This is a genomic window from Dyadobacter sp. UC 10 (genome assembly GCF_008369915.1).
In the GTDB taxonomy this organism is placed as follows: domain Bacteria; phylum Bacteroidota; class Bacteroidia; order Cytophagales; family Spirosomataceae; genus Dyadobacter.
On sequence record NZ_VSRN01000001.1, the window covers coordinates 3,418,122 to 3,441,688 of the forward strand.

Consider the following 23,567-nt stretch of genomic DNA (forward strand, 5'->3'; position numbering starts at 1 on the left):
CGTATAGCAATAAGAGTTATAGTTCTGAATATTTAAGCAAAAAGCCATGAAAAAGAAAATAGAAGCATTGTCCGGCATGTACGGGGGCAGAAGTATCCTGCTATTCCTGGTTGCTGTGCTGTCACTTTCAGCCTGTGACAACGAAAAGGCAGTAATGCCGGATGAAAATATTATAACGGACGAAAAAGCGATTATTCCTGCGAAAGATCAGCGTTTCACATACAAAATCTCAGAAGGTGACGGTGATCACGGAACGCTGGTAACACGGGTTACGGCAGTGAAGGATTCGGCCGGGACCAACGTATTCAGTATTGAAAATAATTATCAATATGAAGACGGTTCAATGGTTTTGAAATACAAGGCATTCAGTAAAGGTGGATTTACCACCAACGAAATAGCTACATCAGCCGGCCTCGATGCAATGTACAAGTACGTTAGTGAGTTTGCTGTCATCAAAAGTTCAAAGCTGACCGGTTTTCCGCAGCGACAGACCTTTGACAATAAAGGTACAGTTGGAAGCAAAGTGACTTTTAGCAAGGAGCCGATTTATCAATATCTGGAACTTGATATTCCCACCGAGGATGGGGACGTTATTTCGGCCGAAATTGAAAGTGCCGTCATCTATCACGAAGGAAAAGTAACTACGGAAGAAAGTGTGACTACACCCGCAGGGACCTTCAAATGCAGCAAATGGGAGTTTAGTTACGACCTGGAAACCAGGCTTACTTCCGAACATTTCCCGGCTGAGGAAACTGCAGTTGTGTATACCGTGCATTTGTGGACGGTTCCGGGAATCGGTATCGTGAAGTCCGAAGAGGTTTCAGGAAAGGATGTGACGAAAACGGAACTGCAAAAAATCGATAAGTAAAATCAATCCGTCACATGAGAAAGCTTAAAATATTTATTTGTCTGGCGGGATTGATCCTGCTGGGCAATGCATGTACAGATGATGAAAATCCATCGCCCGATGAAGTGCGGCCGGAGAAGGGATATATCACTGGCAAAGTGACCAATACCGATGGTAGCCCGTTAAAGGGCGCCAAGATCGTAGCGGATAATACGATGATTTATGCATCTTACTCGCTGGGTACTTCGGATGAAAATGGTAATTACAAAATCCAGCTTCCGGGTGTCGGTACTTTTATGACTTCTGCTCAGATAGTCCGCGAGTACAACGGGAAGCGTTACGAGCTGGATCTTGACCCTGATAAGTATGAAGAGCTGAGTATCGATGGAGGTGTCAGAAATTTTAAGTTTAAGCTGACAGGCCCGCGTCCTGAAGGAGTAGGGCATTATGGAGCCACGATTGAAGTCAACAGGGCGATCATGAGTTCAATTCATGATTCTGAAAACATCGAATTCACCCTGGAACCTGTCGCAAACCTGATCGATGGTTCAAAGGGAAAGACGCTGAAATTGAAACACGGAGCGCCTTACAGTGAGGACTATGGCCGGATCGTCGATGTTCCACTGGGAAGGTATGCAATGACCGCTTACTACAATGGCGATGAAGGAAAAATGCCGCTGAAACTGCGAAAACATTTTTCGGAAGACAACTATGAAAGCGAATTGACAATAGACTTTGAGCCTTCCAATATGTGGGGAAGAAACATTGCTATTATCAGCTTCTTAGAATGAGATCAGATTGATCCAATCAATAATTGCTGACAACAAATTGATAGCTCTAAGATCCCCGGGCTGAAGCCCGGGGCAATTGATTTTTTTGTTTTTCTGGCGAAGCCAGAAACAATCCAATCAATTGCCGGCGGCTTCAGCCGACGGCTCAAAGATTGATGAATTGATTTTTGATATTGAAATCAATATAATTATAAAAGGGTAGAGAAGCTTTTGAAGATGGCTCCAAGTCTCACTGCATCCAAAATGCGGGCCTGTGTGCCGCCGTGGTTCAGTACGGATTGCTCGTGAGATGTTACGCACATTTCACAACCGTTCAATGCGGACACGACCAGGCTCAGCAGCTCGAAAAACTCTTTGCCTAATACCGGATTGACCATAATGCTCATTTTAATACCGGCAGGTGCATTATCGTAAAATTCCTTGTGCATGAAATGCCTGAAACGATAGAAAACATTGTTAGCATTCATCAAAGAAACGCACGCAGTCACCTCTGCAATTTCCTTTTCTTCTGCGCCTTCGCTTTTCAAAAGTTCTTCCAGGGCCGAGATCAGTGCGGTGTTCTTTTCGTTCACTGCCACGGAGAACGCGATCAAAAGTGCTTCTTTGCGGTTTAATGTATTCGATTTCAATACATTGCTCACATTCACTTTCAAATCTTTCAGATAGCGGTGATCAAGCGCGGCTAATTTGTTGATCAGTACGCTGTCGAACTCTGCGGGCAGGTTTACTTCTTTATACAGAGAATCCTTGGTATTCCCCGTTGCTGCAAATGGATACATAGTCTGCGAATTTGTATAGTTTTTAAAAACAAAAACAGCTCACAAGCCGGCGTGTAAATCTGCCTGTTGTGAACTGTTTTGATGGTGTGGATTAAGCAAGTGTAGCCTCGCCTTTTTGCCAGTTGCAAGGGCAAAGTTCGTCAGTTTGCAAAGCATCCAAAACGCGGATCACTTCACCAACGTTACGGCCTACTGAAAGGTCGTTTACGCTAACCCAGCGAATAATTCCTTGTGGGTCAACGATGTAGGTTACACGATAAGCAATTTTTTCGTTTTCTTCCAGGATGCCCAATTCCTCTGCCAATGATTTCGAAGTATCAGCCAGCATTGGGAATTGCAAGTTGCGCAGATCGTCGTGGTTTTTTCTCCAGGCAAGGTGAACGTACTCGCTGTCGGTAGAAGCACCGATCAAAATCGTGTCACGGTCAGCGAAGTCGCCTACGTGCTTGCCGAACTCAGCGATTTCGGTTGGGCATACAAAAGTGAAGTCTTTTGGCCACCAGAACATCACCATCCACTTCTCAGCATTCTTGTGATCTTCTGAGGTAATATCGTAGAATTCGTTGCCTTTTTCCAGAGATACTACTGATGTTTTTTTGAATTCCGGGAATTGTGATCCCACTGATAACAGTCTATTTGCCATGATTGCTCGGTAGTTGATAAGTTGTACTTTTTAGTGTTACAAACTTACAACCGAAGGTCTGGCAAGACAACTTACAGCCTGGTACTATCGCAGGAAAGAGTTGTATCAAACAAACGAATTTGATTCTGTTTATCAGAAAAGAAATGTTATAGAGATCATCAATAAATTCATTGATATAGACAATAGGATTTTCCTGATATTATTTTTTAATCCCGGACTACTCGGGCATCAGATTAAGTACCGTTTCGAGTGACATGCCGCGCGATCCTTTGATCAGGATATATGTATTTTCTTGCGGGTTGTCCATAACCCAATTATGAAGCGAGAATTTGTCCGGAAAGTAATACGCTTTCGGAAGTGCGGGTAATGCGTGCTGCATCAATGCACCTGCAAGGATCACGATGTCAAATTGTTGTTCCGCAATCTGTTTGCCTAATGCAAGATGTTCCTCTGGCGCAGCCTCTCCCAGTTCAAACATATCACCCAGGATCAGCATCTTGCGCGGTGCATCCAGCTTGCCGAAATTGGCGATAGCGGCAGACATCGAGGAAGGATTCGCATTATAAGCATCCATAATGACCGTATTGGAGCCTTTTTTCACGATCTGCGACCGGTTATTGGTAGGCTGATAAGTCGCAATGGCTTCCAATGCATCTGCATCTTCGACGCCAAACTGCTTTCCGACAGCCAGCGCCGCGCAGATATTGTCAAAATTGTAACTGCCCGGTAAATGCGTAGTCACCGTTTTTCCGCCCGATTGAAAACTGACCACCGGGTTGTCCGATAATAGGGTAGGATTGACAGCACTGTTTTCAGAATTGTAAAAAACGATCTCACCGAAGGCGCGCCGTTTGCTTACCATTTCCATGATCACATCATTTTGGGAATTGACAAAAACCGTCCCTTTTTTCTTGGAAAGAAAATCAAATAGCTCCCCTTTCCCTTTTTTCACGCCTTCCTGTCCGCCGAAACCTTCCAGATGCGCTTTGCCGATATTAGTGATCAGGCCGTGGGTGGGTAATGCAATCGAGCAGAGTAACGCGATTTCCTCCTGGTGATTGGCACCCATTTCGACCACCGCCATTTCATGTTTGGCAGGATCTACCGACAATAATGTAAGCGGGACGCCGATGTGGTTATTGAGATTGCCGGAAGTCGCGTAGGTATTGTATTTCATCGACAACACTTTCGCTATCAGTTCTTTTGTAGTTGTTTTCCCATTCGATCCTGTCAATGCGATGACGGGAAATTCAACAGTTTTCCTGTGAAATCTGGCGAGATCCTGTAATGCGGAAAGCGTATCTTCCACGAGGAGAAAACGCTGGTCGGCGACTACATTTTCGTCACTTACCACTGCATAAGCCGCACCTTTTGCCAAAGCTTCGGCTGCATATTGGTTGCCGTCAAATTTATCCCCTTTTAATGCGAAGAAGATAAAACCTTCGCTAACCTGCCGGGTGTCTGTTGAAATGCGGGCCCCTTTTTTGAAGTATTGATAAAGTGTTTCGGTGGTCGTAAACATGAAAAAGCTGGTCGTTATAAAGTTATAAGGCCTTATTTCGTTAGGTTTGAGAGACTCGAACGTAAGCCCGCACGGCGCCCGCGGAAACCTGCAAAACTAATAGAATATTCCTCATCGATGCGAACCAAATATACCTCTCTCTTTCTTTTGATCTTTTCGCTTTGTCTGTCGCGCGCCTCCTTTTCGCAGCAGGTCTGGTTTAAAATCGATACGGTTACCTCGGTTACTTCAAAAGGTGCCCGATTGTCGAATCCCTGGGCGGGAGGCATCAATGCGCCGCAGTTCCTGAAAATGCACTTAAATAATGATTCGGAAGAAGATCTGGTCGTATTTGACCGTACCAACAGCAAAGTCACCACTTTCATCGCCGGGCCCGACCCTGACAATGCTGCGAAAAAGAAATTTATCCACACGCCCTATTACGAAACTCTTTTCCCGCAAGCCGATAACTGGATGATCCTGGCCGATTACAATGGGGACGGGAGTAAGGATCTTTTTGCAAGTACTTCGCTCGGTATCAGCGTGTATCAGCAAGTCAAATCAGGCAATTCCTGGTCGTGGAAATTGATGCAGGAAGTGCTTTATACCAAAGGTTTTTCAGGAAATATCAATTTGCAGGTTTCCGGGACGGATATTCCGGGCATTACGGATATTGACGACGACGGCGACCTGGACCTGCTGACCTTTGATTTTTCGGGAACATATATCGAGCTGCACCAGAACCTGAGCATGGAAAGATTCGGTGTGCCGGATAGTCTCGGAAATCCGAAAGATCCGGTATTTCAGCGAAACGGTGATTGCTGGGGTAATTTCAGCAAAGGCGTTTCAGAAGGTTTCGATTTCGGGCTGGATTGTGGCGTCGTCAAATTGGACGGCGGGCGGATTATGCACGCAGGTAACTCTATTCTGTTACAGGATTTAAATGGGGATGGGAAAAAAGACCTGCTCGTTGGCCACATCAGTAATGAGCATATCTCGTTTCTTACAAATTCGGCCAGCGGCCTGATCGCTAATTTTACCGCCTATTCCAACAGCTATCCTGCTAATGATCCTGTGTTAATGCACATTTTCCCAGCCGCTTTTTATGAGGATATGAATTTCGACGGGGTGCCCGATTTACTCATTGCACCCAATTTGCCTTCGAACGATCTGAATAAGGTCGATTTCAAATCGTCGGGCTGGCTGTATCATAACGCAGGGACGGCAGTAAAGCCCAATTTTCAGCTTAAACAGAAGAATTTACTGCAAGACCAGATGCTGGATGTGGGTGAAAACGCCGCGCCCGCATTTTTCGATGTCGATGGCGACGGCGATCTGGATATGCTGATCGGGACTGGTGGTGTGCCGGGCACGAACGGTTTTCGTGGCGGTTTTTGGCTGCTTAAAAATGAGGGAACTGCGACTGAGCCTCAGTTTGCAGTGGAATCAGAGAATTATCTTAATGTACCGGCTACAATCGGATTATTCAATATTAAACCACAGCGGGCGGATTTCAATGGAGACGGTGTGGCGGACCTGGGCTTCTCTGGCGTTTCCCTGAGTAATCTGAGACTGGAATACCGGTATATCCCCAACAAAGCCGCAGCCGGTGCGCCGGCTCAGCTTAATCTGGCTGAGGCAGTAACAATCGCCTTACCTGCCGAACTATCAAGCAGCGACGCGCCTTACTTTTTCGATGCCGACAGTGACGGCGACCTGGATTTGCTCGTGGGAAGAGGGCAGGGAAACCTGTTTTATTACAGTAATACGGGCAGTAACAAGCAATTTACATTTGCGTTGGAAAGTGATGCATTTGCGGGTGTCGGAGTCAACTTTGCGGGGAGGTCGCCGCAGGTCGCAGCCGCGGATTTTGATCTGGATGGATTAATGGACCTCGCTACCGTGGACCATACCGGCAACCTGCGCATTTTTCACGGCGCCGCCTGGGGTAAATGGACGGAGCGTGAAAGTGAGTTGATCAGCATTAACGGCAAACCCGGCACGCCAAATTTCGGCAACTACCTTTCGCTGGTAGCAGGCGATCTGAACGGGGACAAAAAACCAGACCTCGCAATCGGTAATAATGCAGGAGGTATTCGCTTGCTTACCAATGTATTACCCGTTGAAGTGACGGGCGTGGAGCCGGGAAATGAACCTGTAATCAGAGTATTTCCAAACCCTGCCACCGAATATCTTACCATCACATCAACACTAAACGGGACCCTGAAAATCCTCACAGTCGGCGGTCGTGAAATGCTCAGTGAGGTACCTGTGCGTGCCGATACGGAACGTCAGATAGCTACCGTTAACTGGCCGTCAGGGCTTTATTTGGTGGAATTAAAAAGCGGCGGAAAGCGTATCGTAAAAAAGGTAATCGTTGAGTAGATACCCGCAGGGAAGCCCTTACATGATAAAATCCTAAATTCATGCAGGCTCTTCTTGGCGTTATCTTTCACTTTATCGGAGGGTTTGCTTCCGGCAGTTTCTATATTCCATACAAACAAGTCAAAGGCTGGGCCTGGGAGTCCTATTGGATTGTCGGCGGACTTTTTTCCTGGTTGATCGTCCCGCCGGTAGCAGCATATCTGACCATTCCCGGCTTTTCCGAAATTATCGCGCATACCGATAGCGGTACATTGCTGGTTACCTATGTTTTCGGTTTGCTTTGGGGAATCGGCGGCCTTACCTACGGGCTGGGCGTGCGTTATCTCGGCGTCTCGCTTGGCAGTTCGATCATTCTTGGGCTTACTTCCGTTTTTGGGGCATTAATTCCTTCTATTTACTACCAATTTGAGCCAAAACCAGGCAAAGACACTATTTCTGATCTTTTTACGAATACCTGGGGACAAATGGTTTTACTGGGGCTGCTGATCTCCATTATCGGTATCATCATTTGTGGAAAAGCGGGCGGAATGAAAGATAAGGACCTGACCAGAAGTGGGTTTGTGCCTGATGATAAAAGCGAGTTCAAAATCGGCCTCGGACTTACTGTTTCCATTATTTCCGGTGTTCTGAGCGCTTGTTTTGCATTCGGAATCGATGCGGGTAAGATCATGGCGGAAGAGGCGAATGCGATCTGGAAAGCAGCTAACCCGGGAGAGGGCGAATTTTTGTTCCAGAATAATGTAACCTACGTCGTGATCCTGTGGGGCGGCTTGACTACCAATTTTATCTGGTGTATGATCCTGAATGCCCGTAACCGTACTTTCGGCGACTACACCAATTCGGCTACTCCGCTGGTTTCCAATTACATATTCTCTGCACTGGCGGGTGCCACCTGGTTCATGCAATTCTTCTTTTATGGAATGGGAGAAAGCAAGCTGGGCAACGGGCCAAGTTCGTGGATCCTGCACATGGCGTTCATCATATTGGTCGCTAACTCGTGGGGGCTTGCATTGAAGGAATGGAAAGGAGTCAGCAGAAAGACGATTACCACGGTGATCACAGGGATTATGGTGATTGTTCTTTCCGTGCTGGTCGTTGGATATGGTAATTATCTCAGGGAATAGCCATGAAAAGCATTTTCGCAGTAATTCTGATCACAGCATTTGCAGCAGTGTCCTGTCAGAAAAATACCGAGAACAGCAATAAAGAAAGCATGGAGCAGCCAGCCGAAGGGACTTTTGGTTACGACCGGGAGTTTTTGAACAAATACAAAGAGACGATCGTACTGACCGCGCCGGACAACCCCGGGTCCAAAGCGATTATCGTACCGGCTTACCAGGGCCGCGTGATGACAAGTACTTCTAATGGAAATACCGGAAACAGCTACGGCTGGATCAACTATGAGCTCATACAAAGCGGCGTGTACCAGCCGCATATCAATGCATTTGGGGGCGAAGAGCGTTTCTGGCTCTCTCCGGAGGGCGGGCAGTTTTCGGTTTATTTCAAAAAAGGCGCAAAGTTCGATTTTGAAAACTGGCAGACCCCGGCTCTGATCGATACCGTCGCTTATAAAGTCACCGAATCCGACAGTTCGTCTGTCAGCTTTCAGGTGAATGCGTTCATTGAGAATTATTCAGGGCAGATGTTCGTCATCGAGATTAACCGGAAGATCGCCATGCTCGGTCAGCGGGATATCCTGAACATCCTCGATCTGCAAACGCTGGGAGAATGCAAAAGCGTGGCTTATGAATCCGTTAATTCCATCGTCAATAAAGATTCGGAATGGAAACCCGAAACCGGAATGCTGGGAATCTGGCTGCTGGGTATGTTCAAGCCGTCGGACAAAACCGTCATCATCGCCCCGTTTTCCAGAAAGGAGGCTGAAAAACCTGCGATCACTGATGATTATTTCGGAAAGATCCCGGCAGATCGCTTCATTGTCCGGGATTCGGTAGCATTCCTGAAAGCCGACGGGAAGTTCAGGAGCAAGATCGGCATCGCGCCAAGATCCGCCCGCAATGTGGCAGGCAGCTACGACGCTGAAAATGGTATCCTCACCATTATCCAATTCAGCCTCGACCAGAAAAGTAAATACCTGAAATCAACCTGGGAAATCCACAAAGACCCTTTTGACGGCGATGCGCTCAATGCTTATAATGACGGAAAGCTGGAAGACGGAACACAAATGGGACCCTTTTATGAGCTCGAATCGAGTTCACCTGCCCTGGCTTTGAAGGAAGGCGAGAAAGTAACGCATCGCCAGCGTACTTATCATTTTGAAGGAGACAAAGCAGCGCTCGATGGAATCTCTAAAAAGGTACTAGGCGTGAGTATTGACCAAATCGGAGAAATTTTTAAATAAAAGCATGATAGCGCAGGACAGTTGAGGATAAGGCATCATTGATATTTACATACTGATTACAAGATTTAGTTGGATGTATTGAAGTGGAATAGTTATCAATGAATTTTGTCCCTGATTTCCGTGGAGCATTCAGAACATTCGTCCGAAGCCTATATGGTTACCCGTTGGCAGCAATTTTGTGCCGGGGATAGGAATGCATTTGCCGAAATAACCGAGCTCAACTACATTTCCCTGTATCACTACGGCACGCGTTTTACGGCAGATCGTGACATGATCAAGGATTGTTTGCAGGATCTTTTTCTGGCTGTCTGGGAAAAACGCGAATCGCTGACTGGAATTGCTGCGATTAGGCCTTACCTTTTTCAATCGCTGAGAAACAATTTGGTACGCCGCAGCAGGAGGCAGTCCGTTTTCTCCGAGATAAGCGGCTATGAACCTTTCGATGAAATTTCGCCGGAATCTGACTGGATCATCAACGAAACCGATCAGCTGACGAGCACCAGGCTCCGGCAGGCGATAGAATCATTGCCGAAACGCCAGAAAGAAGCCTTATACCTCAAATATTACGAAAACCTTTCATACGAAGAAATCGCCGTGGTTATGGGTTTGCAACGCCAGGCAGTGGCTAATTACCTGCAATATGGTATTCAAAAACTAAGAGAATACTGGCACCACGCAGCAGTTTTCCTGATCCTTCTTTCCGACATTTCCTGGTATTAAAATTTTTATAAAAATATTCACAGGTTCATGGGTACTATTTGCTGACGAGATACTCATCGTATTAAAGCAAATAATTTCATTAATCCATGAATAATTATAAGGGCTTCGAGGTTAAAGACTGGCTGGAAGATCTGAAATTCCGACGGTGGGTTTATCATGGCGAGTCCGACTTATTCTTTAAAAACTTTACGGAAAACAATCCGCACCAGGTTTCCGTGATGGAGGAGGCACGGGAATTACTCCTGTCGGTACGCGGGAAGCTGGATGTGATTTCTGAGGCGGATCTCAGATCCAGGGTTAATGAGATCATGGAGTCGATCCCGGAGGCTGACCAGCCGCATTTTCAATGGTGGAAAGGCAACTGGCTGAAAGTAGCCGCAATGCTGATCCTGACGTTGGGTGTTGGTTTCGGTTTGTATAAAAATCGGGGTTCACTGGATAGCATGCAGTTCAGCCTGGCAGAAAAGGTGCAGCCGAAAAAGGCGAAAAATATCCGTATCACCAATCAGACAGACGGTATTCAGCTGGTGAGCCTTCCGGATGGGAGCTCGGTGGTGCTCAAAACGAATGCCCGAATCACGTATCCTGAATTTTTTGACAAGGATAAAAGGGAGGTTACCATGACTGGCGAGGCATTTTTCGAAGTGCTCAAGAATCCGGCGCGACCGTTTTTCGTGTACGCGGGATCGATGGTAACCAAAGTGAAAGGAACAAGTTTCAGTATCCGTGCCAACGAAGGTGACGATGAGGTGAAACTGGTGGTAAAAACCGGGATAGTAGAGGTTTCGGCGATAGAAACAAACGATATTAAAAAAGGATCAGCGCAAAAAACAATGCTTTTAAAGCCAAACGAGCAGGTTACTTTCAACCAGAAAAGCAGGAGCATGACCGCGAGCAAATTGCCTGAGCCCGTGCTGCTGGACCTGCCGGTGGAAAAACAGGAATTCGAATTCAAGCGAACGCCACTTCCGGAGGTATTTGCATTGCTTGAAAAGACTTACGGCGTCGTGATCCGGTTTGATGCCGATGCAATTTCCAGCTGTACCCTCACTGCGAAGTTGGGCGATGAGCCGGTGGCCGAAAAAATGGATATGATTTGTTCGGTGGTCAATGCCAGATATGTGCTCAGAGACGGAGCGATTGCCGTCATTTCCCAGGGATGTGACTAAAAACTTTAACCCCAATTCACTTATGAGAAGACTTCGACTTTTGAATGAGATCATAGCGCCGGTTATGAGATTCACCGTCGGCCAGTGTATTCTGCTGCTGTTCTTCATGCAGATCGCAACAGCCGACGATCTTCGGGCACAAGAGATTTTGAGTCAACGTATATCAATAACCGTTAATGAAATGGATATTGAAAAAGTGCTCGAAAAGATAGAAGTTCAAACCAAGATCCGCTTCGTATATAGTGCGGAGATCATTGGGGCGGAGCGTAAGGTTTCCTTTGAAGGAGAAAACCAGCGGCTCGATGCAGTACTGGAATCGCTTCTCGTACCATTAGGGATTGAATACAAGGTTTCGAAAAAAACGATCCTTTTGAAAAGGATTTCGGACAAAAAAACCTCTGAACAGCAACCAGTGAAGGCCACGGAAGGCAATAGTATCATGGACCGCGACGTGACCGGAAAGGTTACCGACGAAAAAGGAGCGGGCATCCCGGGAGTAAGCGTGGTGGTGAAGGGTACTACCCAGGGAACTTCTACTAACATCGACGGTGAATACCAAATTCTGGTGCCGGAAGAGAATACTGTGCTGATATTCAGCTTTGTAGGGTATATCAGCCAGGAAATACCACTCGGTGCGGTCACCAACCTGAATGTGAGTTTGAAAGTAGATGAAAAGGCGTTGGAAGAGGTGGTGGTTGTAGGTTTTGGGGAACAAAAAAAGGTATCTGTTACAGGTGCAGTTTCGTCTGTCAGTTCGGAAATATTACAGCAAAGTTCATCAGCAAGCTTAGCCAATTCCTTGTCGGGGCGCTTACCGGGCCTGACCTCCATTCAATCGGGTGGGGGCCAGCCGGGACGCGATGATGCGACGATGTACCTGCGTGGCGCGGCCACTACCAACGGAAAAAGCCCGCTGATCCTCATCGACGGGGTGCCCAGGGACAACATCCGCACGCTCGACGCCAATGAAGTAGCTTCGGTATCGATCCTGAAAGATGCTTCCGCAACGGCGGTTTTTGGTGTAAGGGGCGCAAACGGGGTTATTTTGATCACTACCAAACGTGGCTCTGCGGGCAAGACGGAGCTCACCATCAATACCGAGCAAAGCTTTTCATCTTTTACGCGAGAGCCGGAACGCCTGCATTCACTGGAATACATGGCATTGCGCAACGAGGCTTCCAAGAATGACGGCATTACACCCCTTCCTTTTACACAGGAACAAATGGATAAATATGCCAACCCGCTCGCCGGCCTCGATCCGAGTGACCCTGAATACGCGCAAAAGGCAATGGTAAGGAAATATATGTACCCTGATCACGATTACTACAGGGAATACATTTCGAGGTATGCACCCCAAACGCGGGTCAACATGAATGTAACAGGGGGAACCGACAAGGTTTCTTATTTCGTAAACGGCGCCTATCTGCATCAGGGGGGGAATCTGAATACCCAGCCAAAATCGGTGCTCGGTTATGATCCTTCTTCCAAAATGGACAGGTACAGCTTTCGGGCCAACCTCGACTATAAGGTTACAAATTCGCTAAAATCTTTTCTGAATATCGGTAGTTACATCGAGCAGGTGAATATGCCTGCGGCCTGGCTTTACGGAGACGATACCAACTGGATGATGCGTGATCTGCTATACCAGGCACAAACCATTTTGCCTATTACCCCCGGCCCCACTACCATTGATGGCTTCGGTGTAGCGCCGGGGCAGATTGTGGATCCCGGGTATATGGACCGGTCCGCATTTGAGATCATGAACAGAATGGGTTACCGCAATGAAATCCGCTCGAATCTGAATGCCTCTTTCGGAATGGAATGGGACCTGAGCAATACCGTCACCAAAGGGTTGAGTATTAAAGGAATGGTTTCCTACGATTCCAAATCGACTACGGCTATGCAGGGCGATAAATCGGAAAGGCTGTTCCTGGCGGAGGTAAACCCGGCCACCGACGAGCTGACTTATGCGATCAAGAGAAATGATGAAACCCTGTTGAAACTCCGCAAAGGCGCCGATTCCCGCTATAATATTAACATGCAGGGGTCAATCAATTACCAGCGGTTGTTTGGCGAAAAACATGATGTAGGCGGGATGATCCTGGCGCAACGGGATACCTGGGAAACTACCAGGGGAGAGATTCCCTATAATGTACTGGGCGTTGCTGCGAGGGCAACTTACGGTTTTGATAGCCGCTATCTGGCTGAGGTCAATATGGGTTACAATGGATCAGAACAATTTGCGCCCGGGCATCGCTACGGATTTTTTCCGGCTGTATCGGTGGGCTGGGTGCTGAGCAATGAAAATTTTCTCAAAAACAACCGGTACGTGACCAACCTGAAATTCAGGGCTTCCTATGGAAAAGTAGGTAATGATATTCTCGGACCATCCCGAGAAGACAGCCCGCGTTTTTTATACCAAAGTAATATTGTAGTAGGCTCCGGCGGACCGTTGAGCAGCCTTGGATTGGGGCAGCAGATTAATCTCGGGTTGCTGGGAAATCCGGGTATTACCTGGGAGGTAGCCGCAAAACAGAATTACGGGGTTGACTTCCAGTTCATGCGGGACCTTAGCCTTACTGTTGATTTTTTCAAAGAAAAACGAAGCAATATCCTGATCAGCCGGGGTACTGTTCCCGAATTTCAGGGCGTGCCGCTGGGCAATATCCCCAAGGTCAACATGGGCCTGGTGGATAACAAGGGTTACGAGATCGAGCTGACATACAACAAGGCTTTTTCAAAAGATTTCAACATCATGGTTTCAGGTAACTATGGATACAACCATAATACCGTGAAGTTCATGGACGAGTCGATCCGGGATGAAAGCTACGCGCACAGGTACCGCTCGGCAGGCTATTCACTGAACCAGTCGTGGGGATATAAAATCGATTACAGCAACGGAAACGGCTTTTTTAATTCCAAAGAAGAACTGGACAGCTATCTGGCGAATACCAAATATGGCTTCGGGGAGCCGCGGGTAGGGGACTTTAAATACGTGGACCTGAATGGCGACGGCACAATTGACGACAAAGACCAGGCGCCGATCGGTTATTCCACAATTCCCCGGGTTACTTACGGACTTTCACTGACTGTGAATTATAAGGGGTTTGATTTCACTACTTTCTTTCAGGGCGTAGGGAAATACACGATGAATTACGCGCAGCAGGGTGTATATGAATACATTATCCGTGGTACGTATTTCGATTACCACAAGTCGGCCTGGACTCCGGAGCGCTATGCAAATGGTGACGAAATCACCTATCCGGCCCTGAGCACGCACAGTACGACCAACCACGTAGCTAATGATTTCTTCATTATGAACCGCTCATTTACCCGTCTGAAAAATCTCACACTGGGTCATACGCTGCCGTCGGGCTCACTGAAAGCGATCGGGATCAGCAAGTTCAGGGTGTATGTAAGTGCGCAGAACTACTTCACCTGGTCGAAGCTGAGAATGAACCATCTTGATCCTGAAAACGACGATTCACTGGGATATCCGGTAACAAAAATGGCTAACCTTGGTTTGAACGTAACTTTCTAATCGGAGAGAAATATGAAAAAGATATATCGTTTTTTATTACTCACATTACTTGCATTTACCTCCTGTAAAGATGTGCTCGACATGGCGCCTGACGGTAAGCTGACTATGGAAGAGATCTTCGCAGATAATGATAAGGTAGGGGCTTTCCTGAATACCTGCTACGCAAATATTCCCGCAAAAGGGACCCGGTATTTCTTCTGGAGCCGCGGGCCGGTTAACTGGAGTGACGAATCGTGGGATACCGACGCAGAAGCTGAATCGTGGATTATGTCGGGCAGGATGTATAATGGCGATGCTTCCGCGGCAAACCACCCGATTATCAATATCAGTACCGACGCCGGAAACGGTGATTACTGGGCCAGGTACTGGGCTTCGATCCGGAACTGTACCGAGTTTATCAGCCGCATTGACGAAGCTACCGTCAGGGTTCCGGCCGACCGGGCGCGCTGGAAAGCGGAGGCGCATTTGTTGCGGGCCTACTACTATTCAGAGCTTTTGAAATGGTTTGGTCCCGCACTCCCGATCGAAAGAGAACCTTACGATTTTCAGCAGGACTTTTCAACCGTGACGAAAGCAAGTTATTATGAAGTGGTGAAATTTATCATAGAGGATTGCGACGTGGCATTGGCTACCGCTGAGCTGCCCTGGCGTGTCACTACGGGCAGTGAAGGTGGCCGGGTACACAAAGGCCTGGCAGAGGCGATCAAATCCAAAATGATCCTGTTTGCTGCAAGTCCGCTGAATAATGCGGGACAAAACCTTTGGCAGGAAGCTTATGAGATCAACAAAAAATCGCTTGAAAACCTGCGGGCGAACGGTTACGAACTCTACAATCGCGTAAACCTGCCGCAAACTTATCTTTCTGACGTTGCTTTTCTTGGTCCGAACAAAAATGAGAAGACCGCTATCTACAATGAATATTTTACCCAGACTATGAACTACTCGGCCAGCCCGGTCGACCGTGAAACGATTTACCAAAGCCGCGACGGGCAGGGAAATATCTGGAATATTGACGGTATCGGCGCGCAAGACGGCTACAAATCCGGGACATGTCCTACGCAGGAGCTGGTGGATGCTTATGAAACGATCGACGGGCAGCCGGTCCTCGACCTGGACAGGCCATACCTCGATGACCAGCATTTGCAGCCCAACTATAATACAGCCAACAAAACGTACGATCCGGCCAATCCCTACGCCAATCGTGACCCGCGCTTTTATGCTTCCATTTATTACAATGGTTCAAAAAGAAAAGCAATGTGGAATTTCGCGGAAGCGCCGGAATCGGTGGAAAATTATCCTGCGCCGATCGGAAACCGGACGAGGATCATCTCTACTTATGCAGGTGAGCCGCAAACGGGCATCCACCCGACCACCCGCCGCGCGACCCGGACGGGATACTATCAGCGCAAATTTTTACACCCCAACTCCGGAGGCGATAATCCTATCGCGGGAGCGAACTGGAAGCTTTTCAGGCTGGGGGAGGTGATATTGAACTATGCAGAAGCAGCCGCCGAGGCTGGTCAACTGGCCGAAGCCGCCAAAGCGGTGAACGAGATCCGCGCCCGTGCCGGAATGCCTGCATTGCCCGCCGGATTGTCCAAAGATGCATTGATCAAGCGGGTCAGGTCGGAGCGGCGCGTGGAGCTGGCGATGGAAGAAAACAGATATTTCGATCTTCGTCGCTGGTCGAAACCAACCGACGACCTGGCCAAAACCGATCGCTGGATCACAGCTATGGAAATTACCCGCAATGCAAACGGGACTTTTACCTACAAGCGCCGGAATGTGCGGGCAACAGAGCGGAAAAATTATACCAACAAATTCCTGTGGGTACCGATACCGCTCAATGAAGCCAACAGGCTGCGGTCCATCACAGGCACCGATTGGCAAAATCCAGGCTGGTAATATTCATAGTTTTCAACGACTCAGACGATCATTTGTATGATAACATATATAAAATCCGGCATTACCGCTACCCTGGCATTCCTGCTGCTCTGCACATTTGGCACTGCAGTACTTGCCCAGGACCTGACCGAAACGATCAATGGTATCGTGGCCGATGAATTTGGAAAACCGCTGAAAGGTGTGGATATCCAGTCAGAGAATGGAAAAAACGGCACTTCTACCAACGATAAGGGGGAGTTTGCGATGAGTATCGACGACGGCAGCGAGGCCATCATTTTTTCACTTTATGGTTACGGGAACCAAAAGATCCAGGTGGCCGATAAGCAGGAGCTTGAAGTAACGCTGAAATGGGACGCCCATAAGAAAGATGAAGTCATCCAGCTGGGCTATACTTTACAGCTCAGAAATGAAGTATCTGGCTCCGTGGCGACTGTAAAAGGAGAGGAACTGGAAAAAGCCCCGGTAGCAAACCTGACACAGACGCTGGCCGGACGCCTGCCCGGCCTGACCACCCAGGAAACGTTTTCAGAGCTGTCGAGGGCAAACACCAATTTATATATCAGGGGATTGGCGGCCGGCAGGGACGGCGGCCCGCTGGTGATCATCGACGGGATCATTTGTGCTTATAACAGTAACCAGACGCTTGAATACATCACTGCGAACGAAATTGACAACATTACCATCTTGCGTGATGCATCTACCCAGGCGCTGTACGGTATCCAGGGAGCAAACGGATTACTGGTGATCACAACCAAGAGAGGAAAAAAAGGGCCTTTGCAGATCAAAACGCGTTTTGATCAGTCGATGCAGCAGGTTACGACCAAGCCACCTTTTTACAGCTCGGCGGAATATGCGGAAATGCGTAATCAGTCGGCATTCAATGACGGCCTGGGGGCAAACTACCTTTTCAGTCAGCAGCAGATCGAAGGTTACCGTTCCGGGCAGGACCCGACCAAGTACCCGAATAACAACTGGTATAACCGTTACATCAAAGAATTCGCCAACATGCAGCGCGCAAGTGTAAATGTGACTGGCGGGAATGATAAAGTGCAGTTCTTTTCCAATATCAACTTCATGCACCAGGGAGGGTATTTCAAAACGGACCAGACCAACTACAATTCGAATGCGAACAATATCTGGGTAAACTACCGGTCGAATGTAGACATGAACCTGAACCGTTACCTGAAAGCATTTGTGCGTTTGAGCGGTAATGTAAAAAGGGAGCGCACGCCGGGCGTGGGCAATGCAGATGTGTATTCAAGCATATTTCAGATACCTTCAACCGTTTACGGACCGGTGACACAGCCCGTGGTTGATGCCTCCGGAGAAGTAATAGACAAAGGCGGACAGGTAATTACGACCGAGCGCGTCGAATCTCCTACTTACGGAATGCTGAACCGGACAGGGTACACCCGGCATACGGTCACAAATATTACTTCGCAGTTCGGGCTGGACCTGGATATGGGCTTTCTTACAAAAGGCCTGAACCTGACAGGCAGGCTGGCTTACCAGACCAATTCGGTAGGAAGTCTTGCAACCAAGCAGGATTATGAGCGCTGGGTGCAAGCCAGTGATTCTTTGGGAGGAGGTTATATCAAAAAAGGCGCACAAAATAACACCCCGCTGGCCTATACCAAATCGCATTCCTACTATTACCACCTGACCTACAATGTGGCCATGAATTACCAGCGCGACTTCGGCAGGCATCGGGTAGGCGCGATGGCTTATATGTTTTACCAAAACCTGACGCGGGCTGAAAACGATTCTGCGAGAATGCTGCCTTATAACAGGGTAAGTTCTGGATTTGAGGTGAATTATGGTTTTGATAACAGATATCTGCTAAAATTAGACCTGGGTTATTCGGGTTCGGAACAATACGCGAGAAACGTCCGCTACACGACAACACCAGCAATTTCGGCCGCCTGGGTTATTTCAAATGAAGCGTTTTTGAAGGAAAACCGCTTACTGACCTACCTGAAACTGAGGGCTTCTTATGGCAAAACCGCCAATGATGAGAGCGGGCTGGCCAGGTATGCTTATCTCGATAATGTGACCGTAGCGGGCGGCGGGCCCATCGGATCACTGCAATATGTAGTCAATGAAGGACAGGTAGGCAACCCCAATATTCAGGCGGAAATTTCCAAAAAACAGAACTACGGTATTGATCTCGGCTTTTTTAATGCGGTGAATTTGTCTGTGGATGTGTTTCAGGAAAGAATGAACAATATGATCGTCAGCGCACTTTCGACGATCCCGCTTTACCAGGGCATTCCATTGACCAATTACCCAAGATTGAATTCAGGAAGTTTTGAGAATAAGGGTGTAGATATTAACCTCGGCTACCACAAAGCGTTGAGCCGTGATTTTTCAGTTTTCGGAAACCTGATGATCAGCTATGCAAAGAATAAAATCATCAATCAGAATGAAGCACTGAAAACCAAGGATTATGCATATCGCAAATGGCAGGAAGGTTATTCTTTTGGTCAGAAATTCGGGTATCTGGTCGATTACAGCAATGGAAACGGCTATTTCAATTCTCAATCCGAAATTGACCAGAGCAACCTCGAATATGGCTTCGGGACACCACGGCCCGGCGATTTGAAGTACCGTGACCTGAATGGTGATTCCAAGATCGATGAAAGAGACAAAGCGCCGATCGGAACGGGAATGCTGCCCAGCACGATTTATTCACTTTCGGCCGGTTTTACTTATAAAAATTTCGACCTGAGTTTCCTTTTTCAGGGTGTGGGTAACTACGCAACCATCGATACCGCGAATACGATCGGCGTTTGGGAAACTGATTTTGATGGTGTATACGGTTCGCAGCACCGCCATGCATGGACAGCAGAAAGGTATGCGAATGGTGAAGAGATCACTTCCCCAGCATTATCGCTTGGTAAAAGTGTCAACCACGAAATAGGAGATTATTACGTGAACAACCGCTCGTACCTGCGCCTGAAAAATGTAGAGATCGGCTACACACTCCCGGCGACATTATCCCGCGCCATTTTAGCTGAAAAAATCAGGATCCTGGTAAGCGGGCAAAACCTCATTACCTGGGATAAAATGAGATCGAAAGACTTCGGCCCCGAAGGTGGCGGCTTTGCGGGTTTCCCTGTTTACCGGGTGTTTAATGCGGGTATCAGCGTCATTTTCTAAATCTTTCAATTCATTGAGATGAAAAAATATAAAATACTTCTGCTAACATGCTCGGTGGTTGCCATGCTGGTTTCCTGCAACGAAAAGCTGGACTTGCCCAGCGACGGCCGCATTACGATGGACCAGGTTTTCAGTGACTATAACAGGACAAGGGGTTACCTCAATTCCTGCTACGGTTTTACGCCGAAACCTTACATGGACCGCGCGTCATTTACCGACGAGGCGCAGGATGCAGACGATATCACGCCGGGGTCAAAATACATTGTCTGGTACGGCGGGAATGTCACTTCGCTTACATATCCGACTAATTCCGCAGATGGAAGTCCATGGGGAAAACTCTACGAGGGAATCCGGAAATGCAATGTTTTTATTGAGAATATAAAGACAGCGACGGTGTATGCCAGCGAAGGCGAAAAAAATTCCTGGATCGCCCAGGCGCACACTTTGCGTGCATTGTACTATCTGCAACTGATCAAACGCTACGGCGGGGTGCCGATTTTTGACAAGCCGCTCGAAATCGACCACGATTTTTCGCAGGATAAGAGGGCGACTTTCGCGGAGGTAGTTACATTCATTCTGGCAGATTGTGATAAAGCATTGTCTTATCCGGCAACGCGAGAGGGTTTATCGTGGGATGTATTTGACAATCAATATGGCATCATGACAAGAGCGGTTGCTTATGCGGTTAAATCGCAGGCGGTAACCTATGCGGCCAGCCCGCTCTGGACCGACGGAACCTATACCTGGCAAAATGCTACAACCATTACTGCCGAAGCTCTGGGTCAATGTCTGGCAAACGGTTACCGGCTCTTTGACGAAAAACCAGCCGCCAACATCGCCCAGAATTCTTACGCACTTTACTTTTTTACAAGTTCCAACGACCAGCGGGCAACAGATAAGGAGACGATTTACCATGCAGGCGATGCTATGCAGGTGTGGCGGTTTGCAGGCATGCCGACCAACCCTGGCATGGAAAGGACCGGCCCCTGTCCTACACAAGATCTGGTGGACAGCTATGAAATGGCAAACGGCCAGGCCCCGATTACCGGCTATTCCGACGCTATCCGAACGACTCCGATCATTAATGCAGCTTCGGGTTATAAGGAAACAGATCCATACACAGGTCGTGATCCCCGTTTTTATGCTTCAATTTATTACAATGGCGCAGTCAGGAACCTGGACCAGCCGGCCGGGAAAAAGGTGGAAACATTTGTAGGAGGTGCAGAAGAGATTTCAGATATCAACCGCAAACATACGCGCACAGGCTACTATCTGCGCAAATTCAACAATTTCAGGTCTGGGCAGAACAATGATGCCGACGGTGCGATCCGGCTTTTCCGTCTGGCAGAGCTGTATCTGAATTTTGCGGAAGCCGCTAATCAATCGGTAGGCCCGGATGCGGCTGTGCCGGTTGGTACACAAAGCATGTCGGCGCGACAGGCGGTGAATATGGTACGCACCCGGGCAGGAATGCCTGGTTTCCCGGCAGGGATGACCAAAGAAGCTTTTGAAAAAAAATACAGAAATGAGCGCCGCATTGAGCTGGCATTCGAGGAGCACCGCTTTTTTGACGTCCGCCGCTGGAAGATACTGGCGGATACCGACCGGTTTGTAACGGGTATGCGGATCACCAGAAGCGGTACTAACTTCGTTTACAGAAGGTTCAAATTCGCCAACCGGAATGCATTTTCCGACAAATACCTGATGTATCCGATCGATCAGGCCGAGGTGGACAAGATCATCGGATTATCCGGCGCCGACTGGCAAAACCCCGGCTGGCTGGATTAAATGCCGATGTTTTATTGCCGTTGTTGGTGTTGTCACCAACAACCTGTCAGCGCATGAAGTGCTGGTGACACCATCATTGCCAAAAAAGTGCTGGTGACAACACCAGCAACGGCAAGCAGCCGCAAGCCCAGCCCCAAAAAATCAATTGCCCCAGGCTTCAGCCCGGGGAAACAGATAATTATGAAGAAAGCGATTTTAATGATGATGCTGGCCGGGGCGAGGGTCCTGGCGCAGCCGCTGGCCGGTACCGACGACCTGGGCCGGACTATTCCGCAGAATAATGCAGTCGGCGATCCGAAAAGCAACCGGCAGGTCGGGATGTTTTATTTCCTGTGGCACGACGTGGCCCCGGCCCGGCATTGGGATTTAAATGAAATTGTTTCAAAAAACCCTGCTGTACTTGAAGATTTTGATCATCCGGATTGGGGGGGTGACCCGAAGAACGGGACCGGAATGTATTACTGGGGACAGCCAATTTACGGATATTACAAAGGAGACGATTACTGGGTGCATTTGCGCAGCGTACAGCTTTTGACGGATGCCGGAGTTGATTTTCTGGTAATGGATGCAACCAACCGGCTCACCTATGCAAAGCAGGCAGATGCGTTGATGCGTGCAATGGACGCAGTGCGCGCACAAGGCAGAAAAGCGCCGAAGATCGTTTTTTATACCAATACACAATCGGGCGAGACCATGCAGGAAGCGTACGATTTGTTTTACAAGGAAAGCGCTCCATACCGTCATCCCGATTGCTGGTACCTGCTCGACGGAAAGCCGCTGATCATTGGGATCAGCAAAGAGGCGGAAGGTAAAAATTTCAAGTCCTTTTTCACATTCCGCGAATCGCAGTGGCCAACGGAGGCGCAGAAAACAAATGGCTGGCCGTGGATTTCATTTACCCGTCCGCAAAAAGTACATTATAATACAAAAGGGGAGGCAGAAATCATCAATGTATCTGTGGCGCAGCATCCCAACCCGACTGCGGGAATGGGCGGTTCTGCCTTTTACGGCAACAAAGACAACTGGGGCAGAAGCTACCGCAATGGTACGCCGGGCGATCCGAAAAAGGATATTGTTTATGGTTATAATGTACAGGAGCAATGGGATTTTGCGATCAAGCAGAACACGCCGTTTGTGTATGTTACGGGATGGAATGAATGGATTGCAGGAAAGTTTCCGAGCCACGACAAAAATCCCGAGCATTCCTGGTTCTGTGATCAGGCAAGTCCGGAGTACAGCCGGGATATTGAGCCCTCCCTGACCGCCGGATTAAAAGACCATTATTACATGCAATTGGTGGCCAATATTCGCCGGTATAAAGGCGTGGAGGCCAATCCTGCATTGGGCCCGGAAAAGAGCATTAAGAATTTCGACGACTGGAAAACCGTAACGACCGTTTACAAAGACTACACCGGCGATACCCAGGAACGAAACCACCCTGGCGCACAAACGGAGCCTGCGGTGGTTTATGTAAACAAGACCGGCAGAAATGATTTTGACGAGATGAAAGTGGCAGGTGATCAAAAGAATCTTTACTTCTACGCAAAAACAATCGCTGAAATTACCCCTAACTCTGGCGATAACTGGATGCGGCTTTACCTCGATATTGATCGGAAAGCAGCAACCGGCTGGAAAGGGTATGAATACCGAGTTGTTTCAGGAAACACTTTACAGCAATATAAGTCGGGCAATTGGCACGATGTGAAGAAAATAACTTACCAGACTGCCGGTAATCAGATGATGCTCACTATTCCTAAATCCTTTTTAGTTAATCTGAAATCGCCTCTGAATATGGAGTTCAAATGGTCGGATAACATGCAGGAAGAAGGTAATCCGCTGGATTGGTATGTGAACGGCGACGCCGCCCCCGGCGGCAGATTCAATTTTATTATTAGCCAATAATTTCTCAAATCATCAATGCCCGTCGGCTTAAGCCGACGGCAATTGACTGATATGCTTAATTCCTTTTTATATCAT

The 23,567-nt window shown here is 48.1% G+C and carries 15 protein-coding genes; 12 read left to right on the plus strand and 3 right to left on the minus strand.

The features are described from left to right. Window positions 1-46: 46 nt before the first annotated feature. On the plus strand, window positions 47-868 hold the full coding sequence (locus tag FXO21_RS14145; RefSeq protein ID WP_149640678.1) for a TapB family protein: 822 nt from the start codon (window positions 47-49) through the stop codon (window positions 866-868). Window positions 869-882: 14 nt separating this feature from the next. Continuing rightward, a complete protein-coding gene (locus FXO21_RS14150) occupies window positions 883-1,638 on the plus strand; it encodes a carboxypeptidase-like regulatory domain-containing protein (protein WP_149640679.1) in 756 nt (251 codons plus the stop codon). A 188-nt stretch (window positions 1,639-1,826) separates the two neighbouring features. Here the strand turns inward: FXO21_RS14150 and FXO21_RS14155 are convergent, their stop codons facing one another. The 3 genes from FXO21_RS14155 to FXO21_RS14165 form a co-directional block, all read right to left on the minus strand. Continuing rightward, a complete protein-coding gene (locus tag FXO21_RS14155) occupies window positions 1,827-2,417 on the minus strand; it encodes a carboxymuconolactone decarboxylase family protein (protein WP_149640680.1) in 591 nt (196 codons plus the stop codon). Between the two features lie 91 nt (window positions 2,418-2,508). Beyond that, window positions 2,509-3,060 carry a peroxiredoxin gene (locus FXO21_RS14160; RefSeq protein WP_149640681.1) on the minus strand — a complete coding sequence of 184 codons (552 nt, stop codon included), beginning with the start codon at window positions 3,058-3,060 and terminating at the stop codon, window positions 2,509-2,511. A 217-nt stretch (window positions 3,061-3,277) separates the two neighbouring features. Continuing rightward, window positions 3,278-4,582, minus strand: a complete 1,305-nt coding sequence (locus FXO21_RS14165) for a UDP-N-acetylmuramoyl-tripeptide--D-alanyl-D-alanine ligase (protein ID WP_149640682.1) — start codon at window positions 4,580-4,582, stop codon at window positions 3,278-3,280. Between the two features lie 117 nt (window positions 4,583-4,699). Between FXO21_RS14165 and FXO21_RS14170 the strand changes: the two genes are divergently transcribed. The 10 genes from FXO21_RS14170 to FXO21_RS14215 all read left to right on the plus strand — a co-directional run bounded on the left by FXO21_RS14170 (window position 4,700) and on the right by FXO21_RS14215 (window position 23,492). Next, on the plus strand, window positions 4,700-6,946 hold the full coding sequence (locus FXO21_RS14170) for a T9SS type A sorting domain-containing protein (protein WP_149640683.1): 2,247 nt from the start codon (window positions 4,700-4,702) through the stop codon (window positions 6,944-6,946). Window positions 6,947-6,987: 41 nt separating this feature from the next. Continuing rightward, window positions 6,988-8,070 carry an L-rhamnose/proton symporter RhaT gene (gene rhaT, locus FXO21_RS14175; RefSeq protein ID WP_149640684.1) on the plus strand — a complete coding sequence of 361 codons (1,083 nt, stop codon included), beginning with the start codon at window positions 6,988-6,990 and terminating at the stop codon, window positions 8,068-8,070. A 2-nt stretch (window positions 8,071-8,072) separates the two neighbouring features. Continuing rightward, window positions 8,073-9,308, plus strand: coding sequence for a DUF6786 family protein (locus FXO21_RS14180; RefSeq protein WP_149640685.1), 1,236 nt, complete (start codon window positions 8,073-8,075; stop codon window positions 9,306-9,308). A 120-nt stretch (window positions 9,309-9,428) separates the two neighbouring features. Continuing rightward, a complete protein-coding gene (locus FXO21_RS14185; protein ID WP_149640686.1) occupies window positions 9,429-10,028 on the plus strand; it encodes an RNA polymerase sigma factor in 600 nt (199 codons plus the stop codon). Between the two features lie 86 nt (window positions 10,029-10,114). Beyond that, on the plus strand, window positions 10,115-11,197 hold the full coding sequence (locus tag FXO21_RS14190; RefSeq protein ID WP_149640687.1) for a FecR family protein: 1,083 nt from the start codon (window positions 10,115-10,117) through the stop codon (window positions 11,195-11,197). 22 nt (window positions 11,198-11,219) lie between these two features. After that, window positions 11,220-14,738, plus strand: a complete 3,519-nt coding sequence (locus tag FXO21_RS14195) for a TonB-dependent receptor (RefSeq protein WP_225865686.1) — start codon at window positions 11,220-11,222, stop codon at window positions 14,736-14,738. A gap of 12 nt (window positions 14,739-14,750) precedes the next feature. Continuing rightward, window positions 14,751-16,643: a RagB/SusD family nutrient uptake outer membrane protein gene (locus FXO21_RS14200; protein WP_149640688.1), complete on the plus strand. Its 1,893-nt coding sequence runs from the start codon at window positions 14,751-14,753 to the stop codon at window positions 16,641-16,643. A gap of 36 nt (window positions 16,644-16,679) precedes the next feature. Beyond that, window positions 16,680-19,802, plus strand: coding sequence for a SusC/RagA family TonB-linked outer membrane protein (locus tag FXO21_RS14205; protein WP_149640689.1), 3,123 nt, complete (start codon window positions 16,680-16,682; stop codon window positions 19,800-19,802). 18 nt (window positions 19,803-19,820) lie between these two features. After that, entirely contained in the window at window positions 19,821-21,590 is a 1,770-nt protein-coding gene (locus tag FXO21_RS14210; RefSeq protein ID WP_149640690.1) for a RagB/SusD family nutrient uptake outer membrane protein, read from the plus strand. A 180-nt stretch (window positions 21,591-21,770) separates the two neighbouring features. Beyond that, on the plus strand, window positions 21,771-23,492 hold the full coding sequence (locus FXO21_RS14215) for a hypothetical protein (RefSeq protein WP_149640691.1): 1,722 nt from the start codon (window positions 21,771-21,773) through the stop codon (window positions 23,490-23,492). The last annotated feature ends 75 nt before the right edge of the window (window positions 23,493-23,567 follow it).

Bases quoted from the DNA above. Each gene is read 5' to 3' on its own strand.
- FXO21_RS14145 (WP_149640678.1), top strand. From the start codon at position 47: ATGAAAAAGAAAATAGAAGCATTGTCCGGCATGTACGGGGGCAGAAGT.
- FXO21_RS14150 (WP_149640679.1), top strand. From the start codon at position 883: ATGAGAAAGCTTAAAATATTTATTTGTCTGGCGGGATTGATCCTGCTG.
- FXO21_RS14155 (WP_149640680.1), bottom strand. From the start codon at position 2,417: ATGTATCCATTTGCAGCAACGGGGAATACCAAGGATTCTCTGTATAAA.
- FXO21_RS14160 (WP_149640681.1), bottom strand. From the start codon at position 3,060: ATGGCAAATAGACTGTTATCAGTGGGATCACAATTCCCGGAATTCAAA.
- FXO21_RS14165 (WP_149640682.1), bottom strand. From the start codon at position 4,582: ATGTTTACGACCACCGAAACACTTTATCAATACTTCAAAAAAGGGGCC.
- FXO21_RS14170 (WP_149640683.1), top strand. From the start codon at position 4,700: ATGCGAACCAAATATACCTCTCTCTTTCTTTTGATCTTTTCGCTTTGT.
- rhaT (WP_149640684.1), top strand. From the start codon at position 6,988: ATGCAGGCTCTTCTTGGCGTTATCTTTCACTTTATCGGAGGGTTTGCT.
- FXO21_RS14180 (WP_149640685.1), top strand. From the start codon at position 8,073: ATGAAAAGCATTTTCGCAGTAATTCTGATCACAGCATTTGCAGCAGTG.
- FXO21_RS14190 (WP_149640687.1), top strand. From the start codon at position 10,115: ATGAATAATTATAAGGGCTTCGAGGTTAAAGACTGGCTGGAAGATCTG.
- FXO21_RS14195 (WP_225865686.1), top strand. From the start codon at position 11,220: ATGAGAAGACTTCGACTTTTGAATGAGATCATAGCGCCGGTTATGAGA.
- FXO21_RS14200 (WP_149640688.1), top strand. From the start codon at position 14,751: ATGAAAAAGATATATCGTTTTTTATTACTCACATTACTTGCATTTACC.
- FXO21_RS14205 (WP_149640689.1), top strand. From the start codon at position 16,680: ATGATAACATATATAAAATCCGGCATTACCGCTACCCTGGCATTCCTG.
- FXO21_RS14210 (WP_149640690.1), top strand. From the start codon at position 19,821: ATGAAAAAATATAAAATACTTCTGCTAACATGCTCGGTGGTTGCCATG.
- FXO21_RS14215 (WP_149640691.1), top strand. From the start codon at position 21,771: ATGAAGAAAGCGATTTTAATGATGATGCTGGCCGGGGCGAGGGTCCTG.